Source organism: Gallibacterium genomosp. 2 (assembly GCF_000771895.1).
GTDB lineage: Bacteria > Pseudomonadota > Gammaproteobacteria > Enterobacterales > Pasteurellaceae > Gallibacterium.
Genome location: NZ_JPXY01000017.1, coordinates 58,037 through 83,511 on the forward strand (window position 1 = coordinate 58,037; position 25,475 = coordinate 83,511).

26 protein-coding genes and 1 tRNA gene are annotated in these 25,475 nt (G+C 39.5%); 17 read left to right on the forward strand and 10 right to left on the reverse strand.

Annotated elements, in window-relative coordinates; translation table 11 throughout:
- Positions 1 to 813, forward strand: a complete 813-nt coding sequence (gene dapB, locus P375_RS03920; RefSeq protein WP_039134580.1) for a 4-hydroxy-tetrahydrodipicolinate reductase — start codon at positions 1 to 3, stop codon at positions 811 to 813.
- A gap of 85 nt (positions 814 to 898) precedes the next feature.
- On the opposite strand, the gene glmS is transcribed toward dapB, so the two are convergent.
- A complete protein-coding gene (glmS, locus tag P375_RS03925; RefSeq protein WP_039134583.1) occupies positions 899 to 2,731 on the reverse strand; it encodes a glutamine--fructose-6-phosphate transaminase (isomerizing) in 1,833 nt (610 codons plus the stop codon).
- Between the two features lie 22 nt (positions 2,732 to 2,753).
- Positions 2,754 to 3,524 (reverse strand): DeoR/GlpR family DNA-binding transcription regulator, encoded by a 771-nt coding sequence (locus tag P375_RS03930; protein WP_039134586.1) that lies wholly within the window; start codon positions 3,522 to 3,524, stop codon positions 2,754 to 2,756.
- A 744-nt stretch (positions 3,525 to 4,268) separates the two neighbouring features.
- Here P375_RS03930 and P375_RS03935 point away from each other — a divergent pair.
- A complete protein-coding gene (locus P375_RS03935; protein ID WP_209434800.1) occupies positions 4,269 to 6,200 on the forward strand; it encodes a YadA family autotransporter adhesin in 1,932 nt (643 codons plus the stop codon).
- A gap of 125 nt (positions 6,201 to 6,325) precedes the next feature.
- Here the strand turns inward: P375_RS03935 and yfaE are convergent, their stop codons facing one another.
- Genes yfaE through nagK form a run of 5 tightly spaced genes read right to left on the reverse strand, consistent with a single transcriptional unit; the run spans position 6,326 to position 10,340 of the window.
- Positions 6,326 to 6,583 (reverse strand): class I ribonucleotide reductase maintenance protein YfaE, encoded by a 258-nt coding sequence (yfaE, locus tag P375_RS03940; RefSeq protein ID WP_039134589.1) that lies wholly within the window; start codon positions 6,581 to 6,583, stop codon positions 6,326 to 6,328.
- Entirely contained in the window at positions 6,580 to 7,311 is a 732-nt protein-coding gene (locus P375_RS03945) for a hypothetical protein (protein ID WP_039134591.1), read from the reverse strand. Before P375_RS03945 ends, yfaE begins: the two co-directional genes overlap by 4 nt.
- A gap of 14 nt (positions 7,312 to 7,325) precedes the next feature.
- Complete coding sequence (locus tag P375_RS03950; protein WP_039134594.1) at positions 7,326 to 8,738, reverse strand: nicotinate phosphoribosyltransferase; 1,413 nt, start codon at positions 8,736 to 8,738, stop codon at positions 7,326 to 7,328.
- Positions 8,739 to 8,751: 13 nt separating this feature from the next.
- Positions 8,752 to 9,399: a hypothetical protein gene (locus P375_RS03955; RefSeq protein WP_039134596.1), complete on the reverse strand. Its 648-nt coding sequence runs from the start codon at positions 9,397 to 9,399 to the stop codon at positions 8,752 to 8,754.
- 29 nt (positions 9,400 to 9,428) lie between these two features.
- Positions 9,429 to 10,340, reverse strand: a complete 912-nt coding sequence (nagK, locus tag P375_RS03960; RefSeq protein ID WP_039134599.1) for an N-acetylglucosamine kinase — start codon at positions 10,338 to 10,340, stop codon at positions 9,429 to 9,431.
- Positions 10,341 to 10,549: 209 nt separating this feature from the next.
- On the opposite strand from nagK, the gene ribA reads away from it, so the two are divergent.
- On the forward strand, positions 10,550 to 11,173 hold the full coding sequence (ribA, locus tag P375_RS03965; protein ID WP_039134602.1) for a GTP cyclohydrolase II: 624 nt from the start codon (positions 10,550 to 10,552) through the stop codon (positions 11,171 to 11,173).
- 83 nt (positions 11,174 to 11,256) lie between these two features.
- Here the strand turns inward: ribA and P375_RS03970 are convergent, their stop codons facing one another.
- Positions 11,257 to 11,655: an NUDIX hydrolase gene (locus tag P375_RS03970; protein WP_039134604.1), complete on the reverse strand. Its 399-nt coding sequence runs from the start codon at positions 11,653 to 11,655 to the stop codon at positions 11,257 to 11,259.
- Positions 11,656 to 11,761: 106 nt separating this feature from the next.
- On the opposite strand from P375_RS03970, the gene P375_RS03975 reads away from it, so the two are divergent.
- From P375_RS03975 to P375_RS03985, 3 genes are read left to right on the forward strand one after another with little or no spacing between them, the layout of a single operon-like run.
- Positions 11,762 to 12,115 carry an ArsC family reductase gene (locus tag P375_RS03975; RefSeq protein WP_039134606.1) on the forward strand — a complete coding sequence of 118 codons (354 nt, stop codon included), beginning with the start codon at positions 11,762 to 11,764 and terminating at the stop codon, positions 12,113 to 12,115.
- Positions 12,112 to 13,245 carry a succinyl-diaminopimelate desuccinylase gene (gene dapE, locus P375_RS03980; protein ID WP_039134609.1) on the forward strand — a complete coding sequence of 378 codons (1,134 nt, stop codon included), beginning with the start codon at positions 12,112 to 12,114 and terminating at the stop codon, positions 13,243 to 13,245. Before P375_RS03975 ends, dapE begins: the two co-directional genes overlap by 4 nt.
- A 3-nt stretch (positions 13,246 to 13,248) precedes the next feature.
- Positions 13,249 to 13,932 carry a M15 family metallopeptidase gene (locus tag P375_RS03985; RefSeq protein WP_039134611.1) on the forward strand — a complete coding sequence of 228 codons (684 nt, stop codon included), beginning with the start codon at positions 13,249 to 13,251 and terminating at the stop codon, positions 13,930 to 13,932.
- On the opposite strand, the gene P375_RS03990 is transcribed toward P375_RS03985, so the two are convergent.
- A complete protein-coding gene (locus P375_RS03990; protein WP_052121789.1) occupies positions 13,929 to 14,765 on the reverse strand; it encodes an endonuclease/exonuclease/phosphatase family protein in 837 nt (278 codons plus the stop codon). The genes P375_RS03985 and P375_RS03990 overlap by 4 nt on opposite strands.
- A gap of 143 nt (positions 14,766 to 14,908) precedes the next feature.
- Here P375_RS03990 and P375_RS03995 point away from each other — a divergent pair, with 143 nt between their 5' ends.
- From P375_RS03995 to glpK, 11 genes are all read left to right on the forward strand, one after another.
- Complete coding sequence (locus P375_RS03995; protein WP_039134614.1) at positions 14,909 to 16,237, forward strand: cation:proton antiporter; 1,329 nt, start codon at positions 14,909 to 14,911, stop codon at positions 16,235 to 16,237.
- 98 nt (positions 16,238 to 16,335) lie between these two features.
- Positions 16,336 to 17,016 (forward strand): (d)CMP kinase, encoded by a 681-nt coding sequence (gene cmk, locus P375_RS04000; RefSeq protein WP_039134616.1) that lies wholly within the window; start codon positions 16,336 to 16,338, stop codon positions 17,014 to 17,016.
- Between the two features lie 101 nt (positions 17,017 to 17,117).
- Positions 17,118 to 18,767: a 30S ribosomal protein S1 gene (gene rpsA, locus P375_RS04005; protein WP_039134618.1), complete on the forward strand. Its 1,650-nt coding sequence runs from the start codon at positions 17,118 to 17,120 to the stop codon at positions 18,765 to 18,767.
- Positions 18,768 to 18,822: 55 nt separating this feature from the next.
- Positions 18,823 to 19,134 (forward strand): integration host factor subunit beta, encoded by a 312-nt coding sequence (locus P375_RS04010; RefSeq protein WP_158305803.1) that lies wholly within the window; start codon positions 18,823 to 18,825, stop codon positions 19,132 to 19,134.
- Between the two features lie 84 nt (positions 19,135 to 19,218).
- Positions 19,219 to 19,866 (forward strand): YczE/YyaS/YitT family protein, encoded by a 648-nt coding sequence (locus P375_RS04015; RefSeq protein ID WP_039134621.1) that lies wholly within the window; start codon positions 19,219 to 19,221, stop codon positions 19,864 to 19,866.
- 109 nt (positions 19,867 to 19,975) lie between these two features.
- Positions 19,976 to 20,272, forward strand: a complete 297-nt coding sequence (locus P375_RS04020) for a LapA family protein (protein ID WP_039134623.1) — start codon at positions 19,976 to 19,978, stop codon at positions 20,270 to 20,272.
- Complete coding sequence (gene lapB, locus P375_RS04025; RefSeq protein ID WP_039134626.1) at positions 20,272 to 21,444, forward strand: lipopolysaccharide assembly protein LapB; 1,173 nt, start codon at positions 20,272 to 20,274, stop codon at positions 21,442 to 21,444. Before P375_RS04020 ends, lapB begins: the two co-directional genes overlap by 1 nt.
- 23 nt (positions 21,445 to 21,467) lie before the next feature.
- Positions 21,468 to 22,163 carry an orotidine-5'-phosphate decarboxylase gene (pyrF, locus tag P375_RS04030; RefSeq protein WP_039134629.1) on the forward strand — a complete coding sequence of 232 codons (696 nt, stop codon included), beginning with the start codon at positions 21,468 to 21,470 and terminating at the stop codon, positions 22,161 to 22,163.
- A gap of 3 nt (positions 22,164 to 22,166) precedes the next feature.
- The gene (gene yciH, locus P375_RS04035; protein ID WP_039134631.1) at positions 22,167 to 22,487 is read left to right on the forward strand and encodes a stress response translation initiation inhibitor YciH; all 321 of its coding nucleotides are present in this window, start codon (positions 22,167 to 22,169) and stop codon (positions 22,485 to 22,487) included.
- Between the two features lie 304 nt (positions 22,488 to 22,791).
- Positions 22,792 to 23,598, forward strand: coding sequence for an MIP/aquaporin family protein (locus P375_RS04040; RefSeq protein ID WP_039134634.1), 807 nt, complete (start codon positions 22,792 to 22,794; stop codon positions 23,596 to 23,598).
- A 23-nt stretch (positions 23,599 to 23,621) separates the two neighbouring features.
- On the forward strand, positions 23,622 to 25,136 hold the full coding sequence (gene glpK / locus P375_RS04045) for a glycerol kinase GlpK (protein WP_039134637.1): 1,515 nt from the start codon (positions 23,622 to 23,624) through the stop codon (positions 25,134 to 25,136).
- 192 nt (positions 25,137 to 25,328) lie between these two features.
- Here glpK and P375_RS04050 read toward each other — a convergent pair.
- A tRNA-Ser gene (locus P375_RS04050) sits at positions 25,329 to 25,418 on the reverse strand.
- Between the last annotated feature and the right edge of the window lie 57 nt (positions 25,419 to 25,475).

The following is a 25,475-nucleotide window of genomic DNA, read 5'->3' on the forward strand; positions in this document are numbered from 1 at the left end:
ATGAATTTAAGAATTGCCGTTGTTGGCGCCGGCGGTCGAATGGGTCGCCAATTAATTCAAGCAATAGCCAAAGCAGATGGAGTGCAACTTACTGCTGCATTTGAAAGAAAAGATTCAAGCTTGGTTGGCAGTGATGCTGGAGAGCTTGCTGGCATTGGTCATAACGGTATTACCATTTCCGATAATTTGGCACAACAAGCAGATACTTTTGATCTTTTAATTGATTTTACTCGTCCGGAAGGAACATTGGCGCATTTAGAATTCTGTAGTGCCAATAATAAAAAAATGGTCATTGGTACTACCGGTTTTGATGAACAGGGAAAACAGGCAATTAAACACGCTGCCGAAAAAATCGGCATTGTCTTTGCTTCAAATTACAGTGTCGGCGTAAACCTTGTATTCAAACTGTTGGAAAAAGCAGCTAAAGTGATGGGCGATTATTGTGATATTGAAATTATTGAAGCCCACCACCGCCATAAAGTGGATGCACCTTCCGGTACAGCGTTATCAATGGGCGAACATATTGCCAAAGCAATGGGGAAAAACTTAAAAGATCACGCTGTTTATGCTCGTGAAGGAATTACCGGCGAACGTAAACAGGATCAAATCGGTTTCGCCACTATTCGTGCTGGCGATGTTGTGGGGGAACATACTGTTTGGTTTGCCGATGAAGGTGAACGTGTCGAAATTGCACATAAAGCTTCCAGTCGGATGACTTTTGCTAACGGTGCGGTACGTGCTGCAAAATGGTTGGCTAATCACGATAAAGGTCTATTCGATATGACCGATGTACTTGATTTGAATAACCTTTAATCTACGAAACCCAAATCTTGAAATAAAAAATGGTGAAAAGCAAACGCTATTCACCATTCTTATTTTGCTCCAATTTGCTTTTAACTTACTCAACCGTTACCGCTTTCGCTAAATTTCTAGGTTGGTCAACATCCGTACCTTTAATAATCGCCACATAATAGGAGAGCAACTGCATCGGCACGGTGTAATAAATCGGCGCGGTGATTTCATTCACTTTAGGCATTGTGATAATTTTCATATTATCGCTGTCTTGGAAACCGGCTTCCGCATCAGCAAACACATATAATTGACCGCCTCTGGCGCGCACTTCTTCGATATTGGATTTCACTTTTTCCAATAAATCGTTGTTCGGTGCAACCACAATCACCGGCATATCGGCATCAATCAATGCCAACGGGCCGTGTTTTAACTCCCCTGCAGCATAAGCTTCAGCGTGAATATAAGAAATTTCTTTTAATTTCAACGCTGCTTCCATTGCAATTGGATAAAATTCACCACGCCCTAAAAACAACGCATTGTGTTTTTCTGCAAAATCTTCTGCCAATTTTTCAATCTGTTTATCGAACACCAACGCTTTTTCAATGTCGGTCGGCACAGTGTGCAACGCTTGCACGATCTCTTTCTCTTTTTCAGGAGAAATACTGCCATTCAATTTTCCGATAGCTACTACTAGCATCAACATTGATACCAATTGTGTAGTAAAAGCTTTGGTTGAAGCAACTCCAATTTCTACACCAGCACGCGTCATAAAGGCTAAATCTGATTCACGCACCAAAGAAGAGCCGGCAACATTACAAATGGTCATTGCTGCCATATAACCTTTTTCTTTCGCTAAACGTAATGCTGCCAAAGTATCAGCGGTTTCACCGGATTGAGAAAGTGTTAATAACAAGCTGTTCGGACGCGTAACAAATTTGCGATAACGGAATTCGGAAGCAATTTCCACATCACAGCTTACACCAGCCAATGCCTCAAACCAGTAACGTGCCACCATTCCTGAATTGTAAGAAGTTCCACACGCCACAATTTGCACGTGTTTTACATTTTCTAAAATAGATTTTGCTTTGTTACCGATACTTTCGATAATCACGCTGTCGTGCGCAATACGACCTTCCAACGTATTAATAATCGCGGTCGGTTGTTCAAAAATCTCTTTCTGCATAAAGTGGCGGAATTGCCCTTTATCAGCGGCATCCTGTTCTAAATTTGATTCTGAAATCGGACGCTCCACTTTTTCACCTAAACGATTATAAATGGTCACACTACGGCGCGTAATTTCCGCCACATCACCCTCTTCCAAGAAACTGAAACGGCGAGTCACGTTCAATAACGCTAACTGGTCAGAAGCGAGAAAGTTTTCTCCAACACCATAACCGATAACCAATGGGCTGCCAGAACGCGCTGCAATTAAATGTTCCGGTTGTTGACGATGCATCACAACCATCCCATAAGCTCCTGTTAATTGTGTCACCGCTTGTTGCACTGCCTTTAATAAGTCGTGACAATGTTCAAACTCCCAATGCACCAAATGAGAAATCACTTCAGTATCAGTTTGAGAAACAAATTGATAACTGCGTTGTTGTAACTCTGCTTTAAGCTCCTGATAATTTTCAATAATGCCGTTATGCACCACCGCAATATCACCCGACATATGCGGATGTGCATTGGTTTCTGACGGTTCACCATGCGTTGCCCAACGTGTGTGTGCAATTCCTGTACCTCCGATTAACGGCTGTTTTTCTACCGCTTCATCTAATGCTTTCACTTTACCGACACGACGAACACGCTGTAAGTTATGATTACTGTCTACTACAGCAACACCTGCTGAGTCATAACCACGATATTCTAAACGATGTAAACCCTGAATTAATATTTCAGCAACATCACGTTGTGCTACAGCACCAACAATTCCACACATAATTTTTTCCTTTTTAAATCAATTAATTTGTAGAGGCAATAAGCACATCTACACCGATATTTTCAATCTGTTGTTTAACCACCGGATCAATATGATCATCGGTGATTAAACAGTTAATCTGTTGCCAAGTCAGTTCAAGATTTGGCATTTTGCGTCCGATTTTTTGCGATTCCACCATCACAATCACTTCACGTGAAACCTCTGCCATTACACGGCTCAAACCGACCAATTCATTAAAGGTTGTCGTACCACGCTGCAAATCAATGCCATCTGCCCCGATAAATAATTGGTCGAAATCATAGGAACGAAGCACCTGCTCCGCCACTTTGCCTTGAAACGAATCAGAAGATGCATCCCAAGTACCGCCGGTCATTAATAAAGTGGGTTCATTTTCCAACTGCCTCAATTCAGCGGCTACACTTAACGAATTGGTCATCACCACCAATCCCTGTTTTTTATTAAGCTGGCTAATTAATGCGGAAGTAGTACTGCCCGTATCAATAATAATACGATTATGATCACGAATTTGTGCAGCAGCAATTTTAGCAATAGCGACTTTCTGTGGAGAAAGCGCTTCAATTTCCTCTTCTGCCAACACTTCGGCAGGCATTAATACTGCACCGCCGTAACGACGCAGTAATAATCCGTTTTGTTCCAATGCAGACAAATCCTTACGAATCGTAACTTCTGATGTTTCAAATTGATTAACAAGCTGTTCAACCGTTACTTCACCTTGTTCTTCTAGACGTTTTAGAATAGCGTGACGACGTTGTTTAGTATTTCTTTTAGCCATTATATTTTGAACTGCTCCCTATAAATTTCGAAGCGAAATATAGCAAAATAAAAAAATGATGACAAATGCTATTTCTTTTTAGCAAAAAATTTCCTTCACTTTTTGCAATAAGCCAAATGTAAATTTAAGGAAAATTTGTGATTTAGTTAACAGATCTTTAATTAAAAATTAAACAATAAAGCACTAAGGTTTTATACTGTCAAAGGAAGTATTCATATCATTATATCCGTTGAAAATAAGGAGCTTAAAATGAAATTAAATCAGGTTACCACTCATTATCACAAATATTCTCAACTTATTGTTTTAACTGGAATTCTCTTGGGGGGGGGTATTAGCCTTTTGCCGTTAACGGTAAATGCGGCTGTTGATCAAGCGGCGGTATTACAAAAAGTAGCAGCAGCTGGTAATACAAATGGATTGACTGAAGAAGAAAGAAATTGGTTTACTTCTTTCTTTGAGGGAACGACGTTACAACCTAGTAATCAAGGTAACAAAGCCGGTGCATTGGTACTGAGCTACGGAGGCCGGGGCGAGCCTCAAATTGGTACAGATAATAAGAATGTAAAAGGAAAAGTAAATGGATATTTAGAAAATAGCGGCATCATATATGGTCTAAATAATGAATATGCTGGTCAGTCCTATGTGTTGGGTGATGATAATATAGCGATGGTTAACGATAATAATGAAGGAATAGCCATCGGATATCAGAATAATATGATTGCTAATGGTGGTATCGGGATTGGCATGTTTAACAAAGTCCTTCCCACAGATCATGAGAACGAAGGCTATACCTCTAACGGTATTGTAATCGGAAAGCAAAGTCTAGGTCATTCTTCCAGTATTGTCGTAGGACAGAAGGCAGTGAGTTCAGCTGATTCATCTATCGCTATAGGTCAACAGGCGATAGCCTCCGGATCCTTAGAGGCAGCAAATGCTTTTATTAAATCGGCCTCTACCCCAGGGTCATTTCACTATGCAGAATATTTGCAGAAAACCTATCCTAATGTATTTGGAAAATATGATGCTTCACAGACTGAGTATCAAAGAATGGATACAGTAGACCCTATTTTATTTGAAAAGTATAAATGGTGGTTTCAAAAGTCAGGTATAGATAGTTACGAGAAATTGATAGAACAGTTTGGTGGCGGTAATAGCGGAGAACATGGGGCCAATGCGGTCATGAGTAATTTCGGTTGGAAATATGCACTGACTCAGAACAATGTAGCAGGGACAACGGCTATCGGATTCATGGCAAAAGCTGTGAACAGCTATGCTACAGCCCTTGGGCCTGATGCCACTGCATCTGGTCAATTTTCTCTGGCCACTGGTCTGTCGTCGAGAGCAACAGGAGATAATACAGCATCTTATGGCCGCGGGGCTAATGCATCAGGGAAGAATGCGGCTGCTGTAGGGTACTTGGCAAAGGCAACTGCTCAAAATAGTTCAGCCTTCGGCGCATTTTCAGTAGCTTCATCCGATTATGGCGTAGCGCTGGGGATGGAATCAGAATCCTTGCCCGAAGATGTTGTTGAAGTTGAAAAGGCACCGTATAGTGGAGTAAAGCTTAGTGTGAATGGTAATGGCAAGACCGGTGCAGACAACGATATTTTACGTGGTCCTGTATCATTTGGTAGTAAGCTTTATAATAAGCAAGGGGTACAAACGGCTACATATATCCGCCAAGTTCAATATGTAGCGGATGGGACGCATGATACTGATGCGGTGAATCTGCGTCAGTTGCGAGGTGCACTCTTTAATGGCATTAAGGCCGGTGATGGTGTAACGATCACAAAACAGGATGATCCGACAAAACCCGACTATGGTACGATAACCGTGACAGCTGCCAATACGAACACAGGTAATGGAACCTCTACCATTCAATATGAAGCCGGTGATAATGTTTCTATCAAGAAAAAAGAGGGAGCAGATAACACCTATGTTATCTCTGCAACCGATAGCGGTGGCGGCACTGATTTTAAAGTGAAAGGTGATATCGGTGAAGCTGCTCAAGTGAAAAGCGGTGATACTTTAAACATTAATGGCGGTGCAACCGGTTTATCTCACAATGCCAATATCGGTGTGGAAACAGAGAAGGACGGTTTGAAGTTAAGATTAGCCAAAGATATTACCACCGAAAGTGTAACTTTAAGCAAAGGTAATAACGGCAAATCCACCAAAATGGACTCCGAAAGTGTGACTATTAATAACGGCAAACAATCTACTAAAGTCAGTGCTGAAAGTGTTAATGTCAACAACGGCAGCCAACATACCACTGTCAATGCCAGTGGAGTAACTGTAAACAGCAACAACCAAGCTCCAGTCTCTTTAACTTCTCGTGGTTTGGATAACGGCGGCAATCGTATCAGCAACGTTGCAGACGGCGTACAACCTCACGATGCGGTTAATGTTAGCCAACTTAACCGTGTGAAGAAAAAAATGGAAAAACATTCCGATGCCGGTACAGCAGCAGCGATTGCAGTCGGTAATTTACCGCACGCAATGCACAGCGGTAAATCAATGATTGCGATTGCGGGCGGCAGCTACGGCGGTGAATCTGCGGTGGCAATCGGGGTATCTCATACAAACGAAAAAGGCAACGTGATTTTGAAACTTTCCGGAACCAGTGACTCCAACGGTAAATATGGTGTCGGTGCCGGTGTGGGTTACGAATTCTAATTCAGCCGATATTGCAATAATTTAAAACAATGGGGTGTAGATCAAACGCCCCATTTTTATGCACTTTTTATGCGATAAATTTTTACACGAAATAAAGAGGAATTTTTGCTGAAAGCGACAATCCGCTATAAATCCAACACAATATCCTGTTCCAACTGACAACAACAGAGCAGAATTTCATCCGGTTGCAAAAAAGCCAATGGCAATTGGCGATAACGCACCGAACCTTGTAATATCTTTGCCCGACAAGCGCCGCAATAACCGGAACGGCATTGATATTCGTGCGCAATCTGATGCTGTTCCAAATTTTCCAATAAAGAGATTTGATTATCGTGCAACAATGTCTGTTGTCTTTGTTTTAAATGCACCTGATAAACTTTCATTGTCTATTTTTATCCTTTTGATAATACAAGAAAAATTTAAACAGTTTCATTAAGGCGATTAAGTCCGTTCTTGCAATTGGTGTAAACGGCAATAACAGATAATAAAGCCAACAGTATTTCTGCACCAAACAACAAGTATATTGCCACTGCTGCTCACCGCCGTTTTGGCGATAAACCGCAATGCTTTGCTCAATTTCCTGATCGGAAATCTCTTCACTGACATAAAGGCTATGAATATAAAACAGCAAATCACGCGCCTGTTGTTTATTTAAATTATGGCTGAACACTTTTGATTCAAAATCAATAAAACGTACACCGTCTTCCAACCAGCCCATATCACGAATCGCCGGTCTGCCGTGATAGAGTTTTTTTTGATGTAAATTTGCCAACGCCAACGCGGCATCGTGCAATAAACGTTGTTTAAATTCAGGTGAGATATTTCGATCGTATATATAACGTTTGATTGACTGCCCAACATCTTCGATCACAAAATAACGCTCACTGACTAACACTAGTTTGGCAACTGCTGCCTGTTTGTGGTTAAGATACTGTAATGTTTTAATCTCTCGTTGCAACGCTGCTTGTGGATTAGGCTTCAACAATCGCATTGCGCCACTAGTGCGCTCCACCTGTTTTACCCAATATTTTTTACCCTCAAATTGAAAAGGGAAAACCCGCTCTTCCGAGTTTTCCGCTACCAACTTTTCCACATAATCAGAAAAATGCATACTCCACCAAATTACTATTGTTCGATTTTAGGTTGATTTTTCTGTGCATTATACTGAATATCGTCCAAACACCAATCTACTAATAATTTTCCGTTTTCAAAAACGGTTTGCATCATTGAATTTTCAGCATATTGATTTAACGGTAGATGATCAATGTTGATCGTTTGATATTTTTCACCATTCCAAATCAAATCTAAACGACCTTTTTTACTTACCTTGCCCTTATCAGTTATCGGTGCTTTATATACATCCACTAATTTACCTTCGGTAATTACGCAACTACACTTCATCGCAAAACGGTGTGTATCACGATTGATACTGGTGGTTAAATTACCCTGCAACAAAGAGCCGCCACAACCCAAAATCACATTTTCTACTGAATATTGGTTATCTTTTAATGCTTTCAACAAGTCCCACGTAGTATTTTCATTAATGCCGTCACCCTGTAAAACTTTGACATTATTCAATACCTTATAACCTTTGCTATTAACAGTAACGCCAAAAGTATTTCCCAAACGTTCACAAGCAAAAAGCACATTACTAATCGCATCACCACTGTCAGGTCTAAGCACGAGCGGGAATTTACGCTGTTTCACTTTTTCTGCTAATTTGCCACAGAAAACGTCTTCAATCGTTTTGTAATAATCGTAACTGTCAACCACAATAGAAATTACAGAATTTTGATAAGTATCCAATAAATGTTCATATGCTTGCGCTTCTCGTTCTTTTGACCACGAAGTGATGGTGCTGTGTTCCGCCGCTGGTACACTGAATCCTGCCATTTCTGCATGATAATACTGACGCAACATCATTAATGCTCCAACATTATCCGTACCTTTAAAATTCAATAGGTGTGCTGCACCACCAAGCTGCGCACTCTCTTCACTCGATACTCCACGATAACCAAAATCGTGCAACATAAACGGCAATGCATCCAAGCTATCAGCAGTTTCCTGTAAGAATTTACGACAAATGCGGTGATAAGAGTTAGATAAAGTAGCAACCGTACACGGATACCAAATTTTTAACAGCAAAGTTTCAAAAAAACTCACTAACCAAGCACAACAGGGATCAGTATTTTCAACCGTCACTAAAACATTGTGGTTATTCACCAAACTACCTTCCGGTACTGCTCTAATTTTTAATGGCAAATAACCTTGATGTTGTTGCAAAATATATTGCCAATTTTCACGATCAAACGGCAAACCGTGCAAACGCATAATTTGTTCTGCTTCATCAATCATTGCTTGTGTAATCGGCTGGCAAAGATATTTTTTCAAATAATACTGTAAGCCAAAAAATTGAGTATAACCGTAACGTCCGCCACGACTTTCAATGTAGTGATGCATATAAGTCATTTGTGGTGGATATTGGCGTGAATGAGAGTATTTGTATGAATCACTCATCAAAATAATATTTTTATCCATTACGATTCAGCCTCTATTTATTTGCGATCAAGCTTAATTTTGCCACTCTATCTCCTGATAAAATACAATCCATTTGATAGAACTGATTGCCGTTCAGGCGCATTTTCGCAGTTAAACGACTGGTGCTGCCAGCACTGTTACCGGAAGTACGCAATACACGCTTAGTGCCGGCAACTTGTTGTACTTTAGCAATACAGAGATAATTAAGCTTTGCCTCTTCGCCGGTGCGAACTGCACCAATATTTTTATCTGCTGAGTTATAGCTCAATTTTTTCACCCAAGATTCTGCATTTCTTTTCACTTGTAATGCATCCACATCTGCATTAGCAACATTAAAATCATACAATTTTGTATTATTGGCAACAGCAATAACTTGACCATTTTTCAAGTAAATTTTCTCTACCTTATTACCGCTCACATCAATATAAACAATGTTTTTACCACTGAAATAAGCGGTATAAGTTTGGTTAGCGGTCTGATAAATAAAACTCGGCAAACTTTTTGCACTGTCGCTGATCGCTTTTAATTCGGCATTTTCTGCCACTTTTTCTGCTACCGGCGCCGGCTTTTCTTTGCCGGGAAGTGCCAACTGGCTACACGCCGACAACACAAATGCAAACGCCACGCTTAATAATAGTGATAGATTTTTGCTTTTCATCATTATGATTTCTCCGTTGTTTATGATTAATCTCAACTTAAAAATAGCGCTGCCGCACCACGCACACCGCCGGAATCACCGTATTTTGCTTTACGGATTGCCGGCACAACCGCGCTGCGCATTAAATGTTGTGGCAGACGTTTCGGCAAGGCTTCATAGATATAGTCAAAGTTGGATAAGCCTCCGCCTAAGAAAATAGCATCCGGATCAAGTACGGTAATCAAATTACCAATGCTGATCGCCATTAATTCAATGAATTTCTCGACAAATTCTACTGTTTTTACATCATTTTGATAAAAACGCCGGATAATCTCTTTTGCTGACAATTTTTCGTGTAATAAATCATTATGTAACAGTTCAAATCCGCGCCCAGATAAATAGGTATCCAAACAAGCAACATTACCGCAACCGCAACGGTAAATCGGGGCATTATCCCAACCAAGCAGTTTTAAAGCGTGATAATTTAATTGGATATGACCAACTTCGCCAGCCATTCCCACTTTACCAGAATGCACTTTGCCATTAAAAACCAGACCACCACCAAAGCCAGTACCGATGATCAAACCTAATACGGTTGAATACTGTTTACTCTCCTCATCCCACGCTTCGGAAAGAGCAAAACAATTTGCATCATTTTCTATACGGACTTCACGTTGTAAACATTGCTCCAAATCACGTACAATCGGTTGATTATCCGCAACGCGGATATTGGTAATTTCGGCTATACCGGTATCACGGCGAACAAAGCCTGGCACACCTATACCAACAGTACCTTTACTACCAAATTTTTGATCGGCTTTTTCTACTAACCGTACAATCGAATTTAACCAATCTTCATAGCTAGTTTGTGGTGTATCAATTCGCTCACTATACAACCTCTCTAACTGTTGATTAAATGCTGCCAATTCTATTTTTGTACCACCAATATCGATCCCATATAACATATTTATACCTACGTAAGTTGAAAAAATTACTGGAATTATAGCCTATTTTGTAATAAACCTGCTACATTCATAAAAACAACTACAACAATAATTAAAAACCGCAACAAAAATGGTTGATAATGTATATAATGATTTCCTTTTATTTTTTGAGTTATACAAATAAATACTCTATGTAAGAAAGCAAAAAACATTAGAATAGCGAGGAACATATGGCAAAAATTGAGCTTGTCGCAAAAGCAAACCTACCTACTGAATTTGGTATTTTTCAAATTATAGGTTTTGAACATCCACAAACACACAAAGAACATGTCGCATTAGTAATGGGCGACATTGCCAACGGAGAACCTACTCTTGCCAGAATTCATTCAGAATGTCTAACCGGCGATGCATTGCATAGTTTGAAATGTGATTGCGGTTTTCAATTACAAGCGGCGCTGAAACAAATTAGTAAAGAAGGTAAAGGCATATTAATCTATCACCGCGCTGAAGGACGCGGCATCGGTTTAATTAATAAAATCCGTGCGTATGCCTTGCAAGATCAGGGAATGGACACCATTGAAGCCAATTTGGCATTGGGCTTTAAAGAAGATGAACGTGATTTCACTGTTTGCGCGGAAATTTTTGAATTATTAGGTGTAAAAGAGATCCGTTTATTAACTAATAATCCGCAAAAAATCGAAACAATGAAACGTGCCGGTATTAATGTGGTGGAACGTGTGCCGTTAAATGTTGGTGAAAATCGTTACAATACCGATTATTTAACCGTTAAAGAGCAAAAAATGGGACATATGATCGTGCATTCTCACGACTGTCAGTGTGATAAAGAACATTGATTTTTTCACCTTTCTCAAATAATTAAAGGTCGCTATTGTGCGACCTTTAATTCAAAATTAAATCAACATTAATTCATTTTCTTTTAGTCAATTAATCCTTTCTCCAACAAATAATCCAATACCAAACAACCAGCTTGTGAACAAATAGCTCGATCTTTACTGGTAATCCAGCGAATTTCTTCGATTTCTGCACTTGCGATTAATTCACCTTGATATTGCGCCTGATAACAACGCATAATCACCATTACCCCTTCAGCTTTACCGTGTGCTTGTGCTTGAAATGTTTCCACTGGCTGTAAACTATTCGGAATTAAATCGACATTTAGCTCTTCCTTAATTTCACGAACTAATGCCTGCTGATCGTTTTCTCCAACTTCACGTTTACCTCCCGGCAAATAATATTGCTCTTTTCCATATGAGCGTGTCATTAATAGTTGACGATCTTTAATTAAAATCCACGCCAATTTATCGATATGTTGCATATTTGCTACTCCTCTAATTTTATTTGCGTCTTTTCTTGCATCCCTACCGTTTGCTAGTATAGTGAGTTTTCTAAAAATCGTAACCTTTTTATTTAATAGGAAAATTATGTTGACTGTTTATGGAATAAAAAATTGTGATACCGTCAAGAAAACCCTTGTCTGGTTGGCACAACATCAACTTGAAGCAAAATTGCACGATTATCGTCAGCAAGGCATTGATGCCGCCTTTTTACAACAGATTGAAGCATTGTTCGGTTGGGAAGCGTTAATCAATAAACGCAGCACCACTTGGCGTAATTTGGAGCAGACAGTTAAAGATCAACTTAATCAGGATAATGCACTTTCTTTATTGCTTGAACAGCCAACGCTTATCAAACGACCAATCGTATTAGGCGATAATGTGCAGCTTATCGGCTTTAATGCTAAACAATATGCGCAGGCTTTTGGAGTAGCGGAATGAAACAAGAAGTCATTGCCCTCGCACAAGATTTAATTCATCGCCCCTCTATCAGTCCAAAAGATGAGGGTTGTCAACAAGTGATAGCTGATCGTTTGAGTAAATTAGGTTTTAACATTGAATGGATGCCGTTCGGTGACACTTTAAATTTATGGGCTACCCACGGTAATTCTACTCCAACTATTGTTTTCGCTGGACATACTGATGTTGTACCACCTGGCGATGAAACACAATGGCAACATTCGCCCTTTTCAGCCGAAATTGTCGGTGATTTACTTTATGGTCGTGGTGCAGCAGATATGAAAGGTTCGTTGGCATCAATGGTAGTAGCAGCAGAACAGTTTGTATCACAACATCCACAGCATAAAGGACGAATTGCGTTCTTGATTACCTCCGATGAAGAAGCAGCCGCTAAAGATGGCACTGTCAGGGTAGTGGAAGCATTAATGGCTCGTGGTGAACAGGTAGATTATTGTTTAGTCGGCGAACCCTCTAGTACCGAAAAACTGGGAGATATTGTAAAAAACGGTCGCCGTGGCTCTATTACTGCAAATCTCTATATTCAAGGTGTACAAGGCCACGTTGCGTATCCTCATCTTGCTGACAATCCGATTCATAAAGCTGCCGGATTTATTCAAGATCTGGTGAATATCAAATGGGATAACGGCAATGACTTCTTTCCACCAACAAGCCTGCAAATTGCCAATATTCACGCTGGCACAGGCTCAAATAATGTTATTCCGGGTGAACTTTATATTCAATTTAACTTGCGTTTTAATACCGAAACCAGCGATGAAAAGATTAAACAACGTGTTACAGAATTACTGGCACGCCACCAACTGAATTATCGGATTGAATGGTGGCTATCAGGTCAACCATTTTTAACCACTAAAGGCAAATTGGTCGATGCAGTTGTACACGCATTGCAAAAAGTAGTGGCAATTACGCCAACATTGGAAACCAGTGGCGGTACATCCGATGGTCGCTTTATCGCTTTAATGGGAGCAGAAGTGGTGGAACTCGGGCCTTTAAATAAAACCATACACCGTATTGATGAATGTGTAAGCTGTGAAGATTTAGCAAAATTGGCGGTTACTCATTTAGAAATATTAAATACATTATTAGGAGAGTAAATTATGTTGCCGCTTGTATTTGATTGCTTAACAGGAAAATCTCGCCAACACTTGGCATTATTACCGCTTCCCCATTCCACTGCTCATTTCTTACAACCACAGGCGGTGAAAGCCTTCCAAAGTTTGCAACAAGTTGCGAAAAAAGCAGGTTTTAATTTACAGCCGGCAAGCACTTTCCGTGATTTCACACGCCAAAAATGGATTTGGGACAACAAATTCAACGGTATCAGGAAAGTACACAATGATCAGGGAGAAAACATTAATCTTTCTCTGCTTAGTGAATGGCAAAAATGTTTAGCTATTCTGCGCTGGTCGGCATTACCCGGCGCCAGTCGCCATCACTGGGGTACGGAAATTGATATTTTTGATCCGGATCTACTTCCTAAAGGACAATCTCTACAATTAGCACCTCAAGAATATCAACAGAACGGTTACTTTGCTCCGCTAGTTGAATTTCTACAACAACATCTAGCTGATTTCGATTTTTATCTTCCTTTTCTTGAACTACCGGAAGATAAAAAAATTGGCATTGAGCCTTGGCATATCAGCTATCGCCCAATCGCAGAAAAGTTACAGCCGTTACTTACCCCCGAGGTTTTGTTAGAAGCGTGGAAAAATGAAACTATCGCCGGTAAAAAGATCCTTACTAAACATCTTAAAGAAATTTTCGATCAATTTATTCTTTAATCAAAAGCTAGTTCGACCCACATTGGATTGTGATCGGACGCTTTTGTTTTTTGCGTTGTCGCAGAAATGGCTTTCAATCCTTTGACAAAAATATGATCCAATGGAAAATCATTGAAACGTAAGCGATTATCTGGAAAAAATGAGATTTCGTGCAGACCAAATTGTTCCATTTTCTGTTGTAATATCTCTACCCTTTCCTGATTCCAAGCATTAAAGTCGCCAGCTATAATCACGGCATCAACCCGTTGTTCTAGCTGTTGCATAATTTGTTCTAATTGCTGGCGATACGCTGTCGGTGTCCACTCAAAATTGATCATATGAACATTGATTATCAATAAAAATTTGCCGTTATCCAACGGATATACTGAAGATACGCCGGTTTTAGGAATACCTAACCAAGGTTCATCAACTGCAGCACTACAATAATATTGTGGTGAAAACAACGAAAGTGTCGCTACGCCAGATTGCATATCTCGATAAGAAAAGCCACTGGCAAACAATTGATTTGGCATACGTTGCAATAATTGTGGTAATTTCTGCAAAGAAGTTGCTTCTTGTAATAACATAAAATCCGTTTTTTCTTCATAATTTAGCAATAACGACTGCCATCCTTTATCTTCTCCTTTATGCACATTCCAAACCAATAATTTTAATGGTTGCGTAGTTGAAATTGTTTCAGCATCCAACATTGGACGATAACAACTTAATTTGCTGTCTATTTCGACAAAAGGTTCAAAACTTTGCTTTTCATTCATTGAAATAAACTGGGTCAAAGGTGGCTGATAAAGGGTTAGAGATTGATATAAAAACAAGATAACTGCTAATATCAACATCAGCAAAAAAACACTGATTAATTTAATTATTTTTTCATAAATATTGCTCACTTTTTTCAATATACCTCGATTGCACACTTTACATATTACTCACTAATTGATTTAATAGCGCGCGTTAATGACTTTTCAACAAGGCTTATTATATGGGCATTTACACATATATTTGTTTTTTATCTGCAATTTCTATTTTACTCGGTTTTATCACCAGTAAAATCAGCGATAAAATTCAATCTACTATCGCAATTACCGCCGCTGCGATGATTGGTTCATTGCTACTTTTGACTTTAGGTTATCTTGGTTGGTTTCAAATTGACAGTATTGCAACAGAAGTAATGCAAGAAATCGACTTTAAAAGTTTTCTACTTAATGGGATTTTAGGCTTCTTACTGTTTGCCGGCGCATTAGGTATTAAAATTCCCGTGTTGCGTGATCAAAAATGGGAAATCACAATCTTTGCGTTATTTTCAACACTAGCTTCCACATTCATTATTGGCACACTAATTTATTTAGTCGCTAATCTTATCAGCTTACCAATTGGCTTTATTTACTGTTTGCTTTTCGGTGCTTTAATTTCACCTACTGACCCTATCGCCGTATTGGCAATCATTAAAAATTTACGTGCACCGAAACGTTTATCAATGCAAGTTGAAGGAGAATCTCTATTTAATGACGGTGTCGGCTTGGTAATTTTTATTACTATTTTTACCGTTGCCTTCAGCGGTGAACAGATGTCTGCCAGTGAAATTTTACATCTGTTCCTACACGAGGCAATCGGTGGAATTATCTTTGGCTTTGTGCTTGGCTTGGTCGCTCACCTCTTAATTTCAGCCACTGATGATGGTAGCTTAGAAATCTTATTAACTTTAACTATTCCAACTGCTGGTTTTATGTTGGCAAATCTATTAGAAGTTTCCGGTGCATTAGCGATGGTGGTTTCTGGTATTATGGTAGGAAATTGGACTCGTCATCGCGGTTTCTCTGAGCAAAGCCAACGCTATCTTGATCATTTTTGGGAAATGATCGACCACTTCCTGAACTCTCTACTATTCTTTCTAATCGGTTTTGCACTACTGCTGATTGATTTTACCTTCCAAGGCTTTTTGATGATGTTGTTAGCAATTCCAGTCTGTTTAGCAGCACGCTATATCAGCTTATGGATACCATACTCAATATTGCGTTTTTTCCGCACCTATAACCCTTACACTTTAAAAATTATGACGTGGGGTGGACTACGTGGCGGTTTGGCATTGGCTATGGCACTTTCCATTCCGGCAAAAGCGGTATTTGTTAATGGCACAGATGTAAAAGATATTATCTTGATTATGACTTATGCCATTGTTGTATTCTCAATTTTGGTGCAAGGCGTAACCATTGAAAAAATGATTAAAAAATCAAAATTGGTTGATCCGAACCGTGAGGAATATCTCACTCCAAGTTCACATTTTGAACACCACTCTTCCGCACAAGAGTAAGTTTCAACTTTGCTGTAGTAAGAATTACGAGTATAATTAACCACAATTTCGCCGCACGTTATGTGCGGCATATTTTTATCAAGAAACAGAAGACAATTATGACAACTACAATTATTACTGTTGACGGCACGAGCGGCGTTGGCAAAGGTACTTTATGTCAAGCATTGACTCAACATTTCGGTTTTCATTTATTGGACTCCGGTGCTATTTATCGTGTTTTCGGTTTAGCTGCAGCACAACATAATATTGATTTTTCTGATGAAAAGGCGTTAAGTGTTTTTGCCAAAACGATCAACATCTCCTTCTCAAGCGACAAAAATGGCGTAAAAACTTTTCTAAATCAAGAAGACGTAAGCGATATTATTCGTACACAACAGGTTGCAGATTATGCCTCCAGAATAGCAATATACCCTCAAGTACGTGCTGCTTTATTGCAAAAACAGCGAGATTTTGCTCAAGCCCCCGGATTAGTGGCAGATGGTCGCGATATGGGTACAGTTGTTTTCCAAGAAGCTCAAATTAAGTTTTTTTTGGATGCTTCAGCGGAAGAACGTGCAAAAAGACGTTTAAAACAGTTGCAGGAAAAAGGAATTAATGGTAATTTTGCCCAGATTTTATCCGAAATTCAGGAACGCGATTACCGAGATAGAAATCGTGCGGTTGCTCCATTAAAACCCGCCGATGATGCAATTCTGTTAGATTCATCTTCCCTTTCTATTAATGACGTTTTCACGTTGGCATTGCAACATATTCATCAGCGTTGCCCTTATTTGGGATAGAACCATATTGTGTTTATTCAAGGAAGAATAGACGTTTATTATCAGCCCCGTTTAATAAGGAATTTAAGCGGTCGTTATTAACTTATTGAAGATTAATTTATATGTCAGAATCTTTTGCTCAACTATTTGAAGAATCACTAAAAGAACTTGAAACTCGTCAAGGTTCAATCGTTACTGGTACTGTTGTTGCTATCAACAAAGGTTTCGTTTTCGTTGATGCAGGTTTGAAATCTGAAGCTGCAATCCCTGCTGAAGAATTCCAAAATGCACAAGGTGAAATCACTGTTCAAGTTGGTGATCAAGTTCAAGTTGCGTTAGACGCTGTTGAAGATGGTTTCGGCGAAACCAAACTTTCTCGTGAAAAAGCAGTTCGTCACGAATCTTGGATTTCCTTAGAAAAAGCATACGAAGATCAAGAAACTGTTGTTGGTTTAATTAACGGTAAAGTGAAAGGTGGTTTCACTGTTGAGTTGAATGGTGTTCGTGCATTCTTACCTGGTTCATTAGTGGATACTCGCCCTGTACGCGATACTCTTCACTTAGAAGGTAAAGAATTAGAATTTAAAGTTATCAAATTAGACCAAAAACGTAACAATGTTGTTGTTTCTCGTCGTGCCGTTATCGAATCTGAAAACAGCCAAGAACGTGATCAATTACTTGAAACCTTACAAGAAGGCGCTGAAGTTAAAGGTATCATTAAGAACTTAACTGACTACGGTGCATTCGTTGATTTAGGTGGTGTTGATGGTTTATTACACATCACTGATATGGCTTGGAAACGTGTTAAACATCCAGGCGAAATCGTAAACGTCGGTGATGAAGTGACTGTTAAAGTATTGAAATTTGACCGTGATCGCACTCGTGTATCATTAGGCTTAAAACAATTAGGTCAAGATCCTTGGGCGGCTATCGCTGAAAATTATCCTGTAAACAGCAAATTAACAGGTAAAGTAACCAACTTAACCGACTACGGGTGCTTCGTTGAAATTTTAGACGGTATTGAAGGTCTTGTTCACGTTTCTGAAATGGACTGGACCAACAAAAATATCCACCCATCTAAAGTTGTCAGCGTAGGTGATGAAGTTGAAGTGATGGTATTGGAAATCGATGAAGAACGTCGTCGTATTTCTTTAGGTTTGAAACAATGCAAACCAAATCCATGGCAACAATTTGCTGATACTCACAACAAAGGTGACAAAGTATCAGGTAAAATCAAATCAATCACTGACTTCGGTATCTTTATCGGTTTAGAAGGCGGTATCGATGGTTTAGTTCACTTATCAGATATTTCTTGGAATGTTCCTGGCGAAGAAGCTGTTCGTAACTACAAGAAAGGTGATGAAGTTGAAGCTATCGTATTACAAGTCGATGCAGCGAAAGAACGTATTTCTTTAGGTATCAAACAACTTGAAGAAGATCCGTTCAATAATTTCGTTTCTATCAACAAAAAAGGCAGCGTAGTAAGTGCTAAAGTTGTTGATGTTGACGCGAAAGGTGCCAAAGTTGAGTTGGATAACGGTGTTGAAGGTTATATCCGTACCGCTGATCTTAACGGCGAAGTGAATGTTGGTGACGTTGTTGAAGCGAAATACACCGGTGTAGATCGTAAAGCACGTATCGTTCACTTATCAATCCGTGCAAAAGATGAAGCTGAAGAAGCTGCAGCATTAGCAAGCGTAAATAACAAACAAGAAGAAGTTGTTATTCCTAACGCAATGGCTGAAGCATTCAAAGCAGCAAAAGGTGAATAATCTTCCTTATCGTTTTGCTTAATTGCAATAAATCCGATATGTTTCGGCATATCGGATTTTCTACCTAAAACAGAAGGATACTCATATGACAAAATCAGAATTGATTGAAAAGTTGATAAATCGTCATCCTACTATGTCGATTAAACATATTGAATTTTCTGTTAAAGAAATTATTGAACATCTCTCTCTTACCTTAGAAAAGGGTGATCGTATTGAAATCCGCCGTTTCGGTAGTTTTGCATTACGCTATCGTCAACCTCGTACTGGTCGAAACCCAAAAACCGGTACACAAGTCAGTCTTGAAGCAAAATCAGTTCCGCATTTCAAAGCAGGGAAAGAATTGCGTGAACGTGTTGATAACATTTAATTAACTAATATGATCATACCAATTTAACGTTGCTGATCTATTCTCGTTTTATTAGCAACGTTACTTTTCTCCTATTATCATTTTATGAGCTGCCCTAAACATAGTTTGACTAGACCACCTTGGTCATCACATTCGCTCTGGAAACCAACTCCTTCTGCCCTTGCTGTATTAGTTATTTCACTACTAACTTTTGGTATTGGAGATGGTTTTTTAGTTTTATCTCAACTCGGTTCTACACCTTGGACTGTATTAGCACAAGGTCTTTCTATTAAAACAGGGAACAATATAGGCATTATTAGTTTTATCATCAGCATCATTGTAATGTTGACTTGGATACCTTTCCGGCAAAAGCCCGGTTTAGGTACATTGCTTAATATCACTTTAATCGCACTTTCTCTTGGCCTAACCGTTACTTTTATTCCTGCACCTCAAACCTTTATCGGACAATTTCTATTTATGCTCATCGGCGTTATTATCGGTGGCATTACCTCCGCATTCTATCTTACCTGCCATATGGGCGCAGGCCCTCGTGACGGTTTAATGGTCGGTCTTTATCAAACGACAGGTTTCAAAATCGGGACGATCAGAACCTTAATCGAAAGTAGTGTCTGTTTTGTCGGCTGGCTATTGGGAGGTGTTGTCGGTCTAGGCACATTGGTTTTTGCCTTATCTATCGGGTGGGTATTACAAACCACGCTCGGATTTATTATCAAAAAATTTAATACCCAATAAATAACAGCTAAGTCTCCGCCATTTTTCCTTTTCGATTCGGAATTTTGCTATTATAGTTGCTCTATTTTTGGCATAATGGGCATCATTTTATTTTCTACTAGGGGGCAATGTGAAATTAAAATACATTCTAACTTTCGTTATTGTTATTGCATTAATCATCGTCGGCATTACTGTCGGTGCCAATAACGATCAAGTTATTTCCGTAAACTATATTGTCGCAAAAAGCGATATCCAACTCTCTAGCTTAGTTGCACTTTTATTCGGCTTCGGCTTCTTACTCGGTTGGTTAGTAACCGGGATTTTTTACATCAAGCTTAAAGTAAAAAATATGGCGTTAACACGCCAAACTAAAAAGCAGTTACAACAAATCAATGAATTAATGACCGCAAGAGATAAAAACGCATAATGCTGGAACTGCTTTTTTTGCTGTTACCTATCGCCGCTGCCTATGGCTGGTATATGGGACATCGTAGCGCTAAAAAAGATCAGGAGGAGATCAGCAATAAATTATCCCGTGATTATATGACCGGGGTAAATTTTCTTTTATCCAACCAACAAGAAAAGGCGGTTGATCTTTTCTTAAAAATGCTGGAAAAACAGGAGTCGGAAAACGCTATCGACAACGACTCCCAATTTGAGGCGGAATTGACTTTAGGTAATTTATTCCGTTCTCGCGGTGAGGTGGATCGTGCGTTGCGTATCCACCAAAATATCGACAACAATCCGAATTACAGTTATGAACAAAAATTGCTCACCCGCCAGCAATTAGCCAAAGATTTTATGTTTGTAGGGTTCTTGGATAGAGCCGAAAAACTCTACCAGAAATTAAGTGAAGAGCCAGACTACGCAGAAAATGCCTTACACGAACTGGCAAATATTTATCAACGTACTAAAGAGTGGGATAAAGCTATCGAGGTGGGAGAGCGTTATCGCAAATTGACGCAGCACAATGAAAATATCGCATTGGCACATTACTATTGCGAATTTGCCTTAGAATCCAATCAGCAACAACAGATTATAGATGCTCTTACAAAAGCTTTAATCGTTTCACCAACTTGCGTTAGAGCAACGCTTATTCTTTCCGAACAATATGCAAAACAAGGCAATTATCCAAAAGCCATCAAGACATTACAACAAATTACCGAGCAAAATCTTGCCTATATCAGTGAAGCCTTACCACCACTTATCGAATATTATCAACATTTGCCGAATAGCCACGATTTGGAACTGTTTCTTATCAAATTACAACAACATAAAGCTAATAGCTCCGTAGTTATTGCCTTAACAGATTATATTGAACGGAAATCAGGTGCTGAAGTTGCAAAAAATCATCTCTATCGTCAGCTTGAGAAACGTCCGACAATGCGAATATTTCATCGATTCATTCAATATCAAATTAATGAGCTTGATGAAGGAAACGGCAAAGAGAGTCTAAAACTACTCTATAATATCGTTGACGAACGTTTGAAAAAAAGCTTTGAATATCGCTGTAATCATTGCGGTTTTCAGAGCCATAAACTGATTTGGCAATGTCCATCCTGTCGGCGATGGGAAACGGTTACACCAATAGAAAATTAATTTGCAAACAAAGAGGGAACATCATGGAAAATAAAGTTATTGTCGCCTTAGACTATGAAACGAAAAAAGAAGCAATGCAACTGGTTGATCAGCTTGATCCCAGTTTATGTCGCCTTAAAGTGGGTAAAGAGATGTTTACTACTCTAGGTACAGAATTTGTCAAAGAATTGCAAAGACGTAATTTTGATGTGTTCTTAGATCTAAAATTCCACGATATTCCGAATACTGTTGCCCGTGCGGTACGTTCCGCCGCCGATTTAGGTGTTTGGATGGTCGATATGCACGCCAGTGGTGGTTTAAGAATGATGGAAGCAGCGAAAAAAATTCTGGAACCTTATGGCAAAGATGCGCCGATTTTAATTGCTATCACTGTTCTAACCAGTATGGAAGAAGCAGATTTATTGCAAATCGGCGTTAATACTTCTCCAGAAGAACACGTTATTCGTTTAGCGCGTTTAAGCCAACGTGCCGGATTGGATGGCGTAGTCTGTTCACCACAAGAAGTGGAAATCTTACGTCAGCGCTGTGGAAACGAATTTAAATTAATCACCCCTGGAATTCGTCCTGAAGGTACTCAACTAGGTGATCAACGTCGCGTAATGACACCAAGAGAGGCGATTAATGCCGGCTCAGACTATCTAGTTATCGGTCGTCCAATTACACAAGCCGCAGATCCTGTTGCTGTATTAAAACAGATCAATGCATCAATTCAAGGATAATCAATGTCTGATAGTCAACTTGTTTACTCAACTGAAAACGGACGTATCAAACCTCAAAAGCAAGTACAGCAACGTCCACAAGGTGATGGTATTGTTCGTATTCAACGCCAAACATCAGGACGTAAAGGAAAAGGTGTTTGTGTTATCAGCGGTTTACTCTTAGAGGAAAAAGCTCTCTCTGATCTTGCTTCATTACTGAAAAAGCGTTGTGGCTGTGGTGGCTCAGTTAAAAACGGTACAATTGAAATTCAAGGAGAAAATCGTGATCTATTAAAACAGCTGCTGGAAGAAAAAGGCTTTAAAGTTAAGCTGTCAGGTGGTTAAGCATTGAACATTCGTTAAAAACTCTCGTATTCAACAATTCACATACGAGAGTTTTTTCTTTTACGCAAAAAATTTCTCTTTTTAAAAAATTTTTCTGCATTAATCACTTCAATAAGCATATTCTTTTGTGATAAATCACTCATTTTTAAATAAATCTGCAATAAAAATTTTGATACACTTCTCATTTTAGAAAATTTATACTTTATAAACGCTCATTTTTTCTTTTAAATACAAAACATAAGTTCGATTAAGAACATTATTTATACTTTCTTTTCTACTTTCATTTTACAAATAAGGAGTCTTTATGGCACTCGATCATTCATTAAAAGGACAATGTATTGCCGAATTTCTCGGAACGGCATTATTGATCTTTTTTGGTTGCGGTTGTGTAGCTGCAGCCCGTGTTGCAGGTGCTTCATTCGGTTTATGGGAAATCAGTATCGTTTGGGGAATGGGGGTTGCATTAGCAGTTTATCTTACCGCCGGTGTTTCCGGAGCTCATCTTAATCCTGCTGTCACTATCGCTCTTTGGAAATTCGCCTGCTTCGATGGCAAAAAAGTAGTACCTTTCATTATCGCTCAAATGTTAGGAGGTTTTTTCGGAGCCGCAGTTGTTTACCTGCTATATCGAGGAGTCATCATTGATTACGAAACAACTCAACATATTGTAAGAGGTTCTGCCGAAAGCCTATTTACTGCTGGTATTTTCTCTACCTATGCAAATCCTCATATTGATTTACTCACTGCTGGAACAGTTGAATTTATTCTTACTGCCACTTTAGTCGGTGTTATTTTAGCTTTGACTGATGATGGTAACGGCGTACCGCGTGGTGCTTTAGCGCCTTTACTTATCGGTATTCTCATTGCGGTATTGGGTGGTGCAATGGGGCCGTTAACCGGCTTTGCAATGAATCCTGCACGTGACTTCGGCCCTAAATTATTCGCTGCACTTTCCGGCTGGGGTGAAATTGCAATGACCGGCGGACACGTTATTCCTTATGCACTAGTTCCAATTATTGCGCCAATTCTTGGCGGATTATTCGGTGCGTGGGGTTATCGTCGCTTTATTGGCAGAAATCTTCCGTGCAATAGCTGTAAAATTGATAACTAAATTTCTTAAAAAGGTAACTTATTATGACAGATAAAAAATATATCATTGCTTTAGACCAGGGTACAACCAGTTCTCGCGCTGTTTTGCTTGACCACGATGCCAATATTGTCGGCATTGCACAACGCGAATTCACACAAATTTATCCAAAAACTGGTTGGGTTGAACACGATCCTATGGAAATCTGGGCAACACAAAGTTCTACTTTAAATGAAGTTGTGGCAAAAACTGGCATTACTTCCGATCAAATCGCCGCTATTGGGATCACCAATCAACGTGAAACTACTATCGTTTGGAACAAAAATACCGGTAAACCAATTTACAATGCAATTGTTTGGCAGTGCCGTCGTACCGCCGAATTTTGCGATCAATTAAAAGCGAAAGGTTATACCGATTATATCCGCAATACTACCGGTTTAGTGGTCGACCCCTATTTCTCCGGAACAAAAGTGAAATGGATTTTAGATAACGTTGAAGGCGCAAGAGAACAGGCGGAAAAAGGTGAATTGTTATTTGGTACGGTTGATACTTGGTTGATTTGGAAACTTACTCAAGGCCGTGTGCACGTTACCGATTACACTAATGCCTCTCGTACAATGATGTTTAATATTCATAGCAAACAGTGGGATGACAAGATGTTAGAAATTTTGGATATTCCTCGTAGTATGTTGCCGGAAGTGAAAAATTCTTCCGAAATTTATGGTCAAACCAATATCGGTGGTAAAGGCGGCGTGCGTATTCCAATCGCCGGTATTGCCGGTGACCAACAGGCTGCTCTTTATGGACACCTTTGTGTTAATGCCGGACAAGCGAAAAACACCTACGGTACAGGTTGCTTTATGTTAATGAATACCGGCGATAAAGCAATTACTTCACAAAATGGACTATTAACCACTATCTGTTGTAATGCCAAAGGTGAACCTGCCTACGCTTTAGAAGGTTCCGTCTTTATTGCCGGCGCTTCAATCCAATGGTTGCGCGATGAATTAAAAATTGTACATGACAGTGCCGATACCGAATATTTCGCTCAAAAAGTGCCGGATTGTAACGGCGTCTATGTGGTTCCGGCATTTACCGGTTTAGGCGCACCTTATTGGGATCCTTATGCACGTGGTGCTATTGTTGGTCTTTCTCGAGGGGCTAACCGCAATCATATTGTCAGAGCAACGCTTGAATCTATCGCATACCAAACTAAGGACGTTTTGGAAGCGATGTTGTCCGACTCAGGTGAAAAATTGCAATCATTGCGTGTTGATGGCGGCGCCACCGCGAATAATTTCTTAATGCAGTTCCAAGCTGATATTCTTAACACTCAAGTGGAACGCCCGACTGTCAAAGAAGTCACCGCACTCGGTGCCGCTTATCTTGCCGGCTTGGCGACCGGATTCTGGAAAGATCTCGAAGAGTTGCGTGACAAAGCTTCTATCGAAAGAACATTCTTGCCGGATCAAAACGAAGCTAAACAGCAACGCCGTTATAAAGGTTGGAAAAAAGCCGTTAAACGTGCCTTAGAATGGGCAAAAGAGGACGATGAAGAATAACTTAATTTAACCGTTTCTTAATTGTAATCAAAACCTGCAATAGCTTTAAATTGCAGGTTTTCTTTTTTCTTGCAAAAAGATTTTTCAATACAGTAGCGTTTCAACTATTCTGGATATTCCAAAATGTTTAATAAAAACTTAATGGAAATAAGAGAAAAAGGATTATATAAGAAAATTTTTTAAGGAAATAAATGGCGGTGAGAGAGGGATTCGAACCCTCGATAGAGTTTCCCCTATACACACTTTCCAGGCGTGCTCCTTCAACCACTCGGACATCTCACCGTTTTGAGGATTTCATTCAGAAATTAGGTGCGAAATATATTCACTTTCCGGCAAATC

Excerpts from the sequence above, each read along its gene's own strand:
- dapB (WP_039134580.1), top strand. The coding sequence starts at position 1 with ATGAATTTAAGAATTGCCGTTGTTGGCGCCGGCGGTCGAATGGGTCGC.
- glmS (WP_039134583.1), bottom strand. The coding sequence starts at position 2,731 with ATGTGTGGAATTGTTGGTGCTGTAGCACAACGTGATGTTGCTGAAATA.
- P375_RS03930 (WP_039134586.1), bottom strand. The coding sequence starts at position 3,524 with ATGGCTAAAAGAAATACTAAACAACGTCGTCACGCTATTCTAAAACGT.
- P375_RS03935 (WP_209434800.1), top strand. The coding sequence starts at position 4,269 with ATGTTTAACAAAGTCCTTCCCACAGATCATGAGAACGAAGGCTATACC.
- yfaE (WP_039134589.1), bottom strand. The coding sequence starts at position 6,583 with ATGAAAGTTTATCAGGTGCATTTAAAACAAAGACAACAGACATTGTTG.
- P375_RS03945 (WP_039134591.1), bottom strand. The coding sequence starts at position 7,311 with ATGCATTTTTCTGATTATGTGGAAAAGTTGGTAGCGGAAAACTCGGAA.
- P375_RS03950 (WP_039134594.1), bottom strand. The coding sequence starts at position 8,738 with ATGGATAAAAATATTATTTTGATGAGTGATTCATACAAATACTCTCAT.
- P375_RS03955 (WP_039134596.1), bottom strand. The coding sequence starts at position 9,399 with ATGATGAAAAGCAAAAATCTATCACTATTATTAAGCGTGGCGTTTGCA.
- nagK (WP_039134599.1), bottom strand. The coding sequence starts at position 10,340 with ATGTTATATGGGATCGATATTGGTGGTACAAAAATAGAATTGGCAGCA.
- ribA (WP_039134602.1), top strand. The coding sequence starts at position 10,550 with ATGGCAAAAATTGAGCTTGTCGCAAAAGCAAACCTACCTACTGAATTT.
- P375_RS03970 (WP_039134604.1), bottom strand. The coding sequence starts at position 11,655 with ATGCAACATATCGATAAATTGGCGTGGATTTTAATTAAAGATCGTCAA.
- P375_RS03975 (WP_039134606.1), top strand. The coding sequence starts at position 11,762 with ATGTTGACTGTTTATGGAATAAAAAATTGTGATACCGTCAAGAAAACC.
- dapE (WP_039134609.1), top strand. The coding sequence starts at position 12,112 with ATGAAACAAGAAGTCATTGCCCTCGCACAAGATTTAATTCATCGCCCC.
- P375_RS03985 (WP_039134611.1), top strand. The coding sequence starts at position 13,249 with ATGTTGCCGCTTGTATTTGATTGCTTAACAGGAAAATCTCGCCAACAC.
- P375_RS03990 (WP_052121789.1), bottom strand. The coding sequence starts at position 14,765 with ATGTTGATATTAGCAGTTATCTTGTTTTTATATCAATCTCTAACCCTT.
- P375_RS03995 (WP_039134614.1), top strand. The coding sequence starts at position 14,909 with ATGGGCATTTACACATATATTTGTTTTTTATCTGCAATTTCTATTTTA.
- cmk (WP_039134616.1), top strand. The coding sequence starts at position 16,336 with ATGACAACTACAATTATTACTGTTGACGGCACGAGCGGCGTTGGCAAA.
- rpsA (WP_039134618.1), top strand. The coding sequence starts at position 17,118 with ATGTCAGAATCTTTTGCTCAACTATTTGAAGAATCACTAAAAGAACTT.
- P375_RS04015 (WP_039134621.1), top strand. The coding sequence starts at position 19,219 with ATGAGCTGCCCTAAACATAGTTTGACTAGACCACCTTGGTCATCACAT.
- lapB (WP_039134626.1), top strand. The coding sequence starts at position 20,272 with ATGCTGGAACTGCTTTTTTTGCTGTTACCTATCGCCGCTGCCTATGGC.
- pyrF (WP_039134629.1), top strand. The coding sequence starts at position 21,468 with ATGGAAAATAAAGTTATTGTCGCCTTAGACTATGAAACGAAAAAAGAA.
- yciH (WP_039134631.1), top strand. The coding sequence starts at position 22,167 with ATGTCTGATAGTCAACTTGTTTACTCAACTGAAAACGGACGTATCAAA.
- P375_RS04040 (WP_039134634.1), top strand. The coding sequence starts at position 22,792 with ATGGCACTCGATCATTCATTAAAAGGACAATGTATTGCCGAATTTCTC.
- glpK (WP_039134637.1), top strand. The coding sequence starts at position 23,622 with ATGACAGATAAAAAATATATCATTGCTTTAGACCAGGGTACAACCAGT.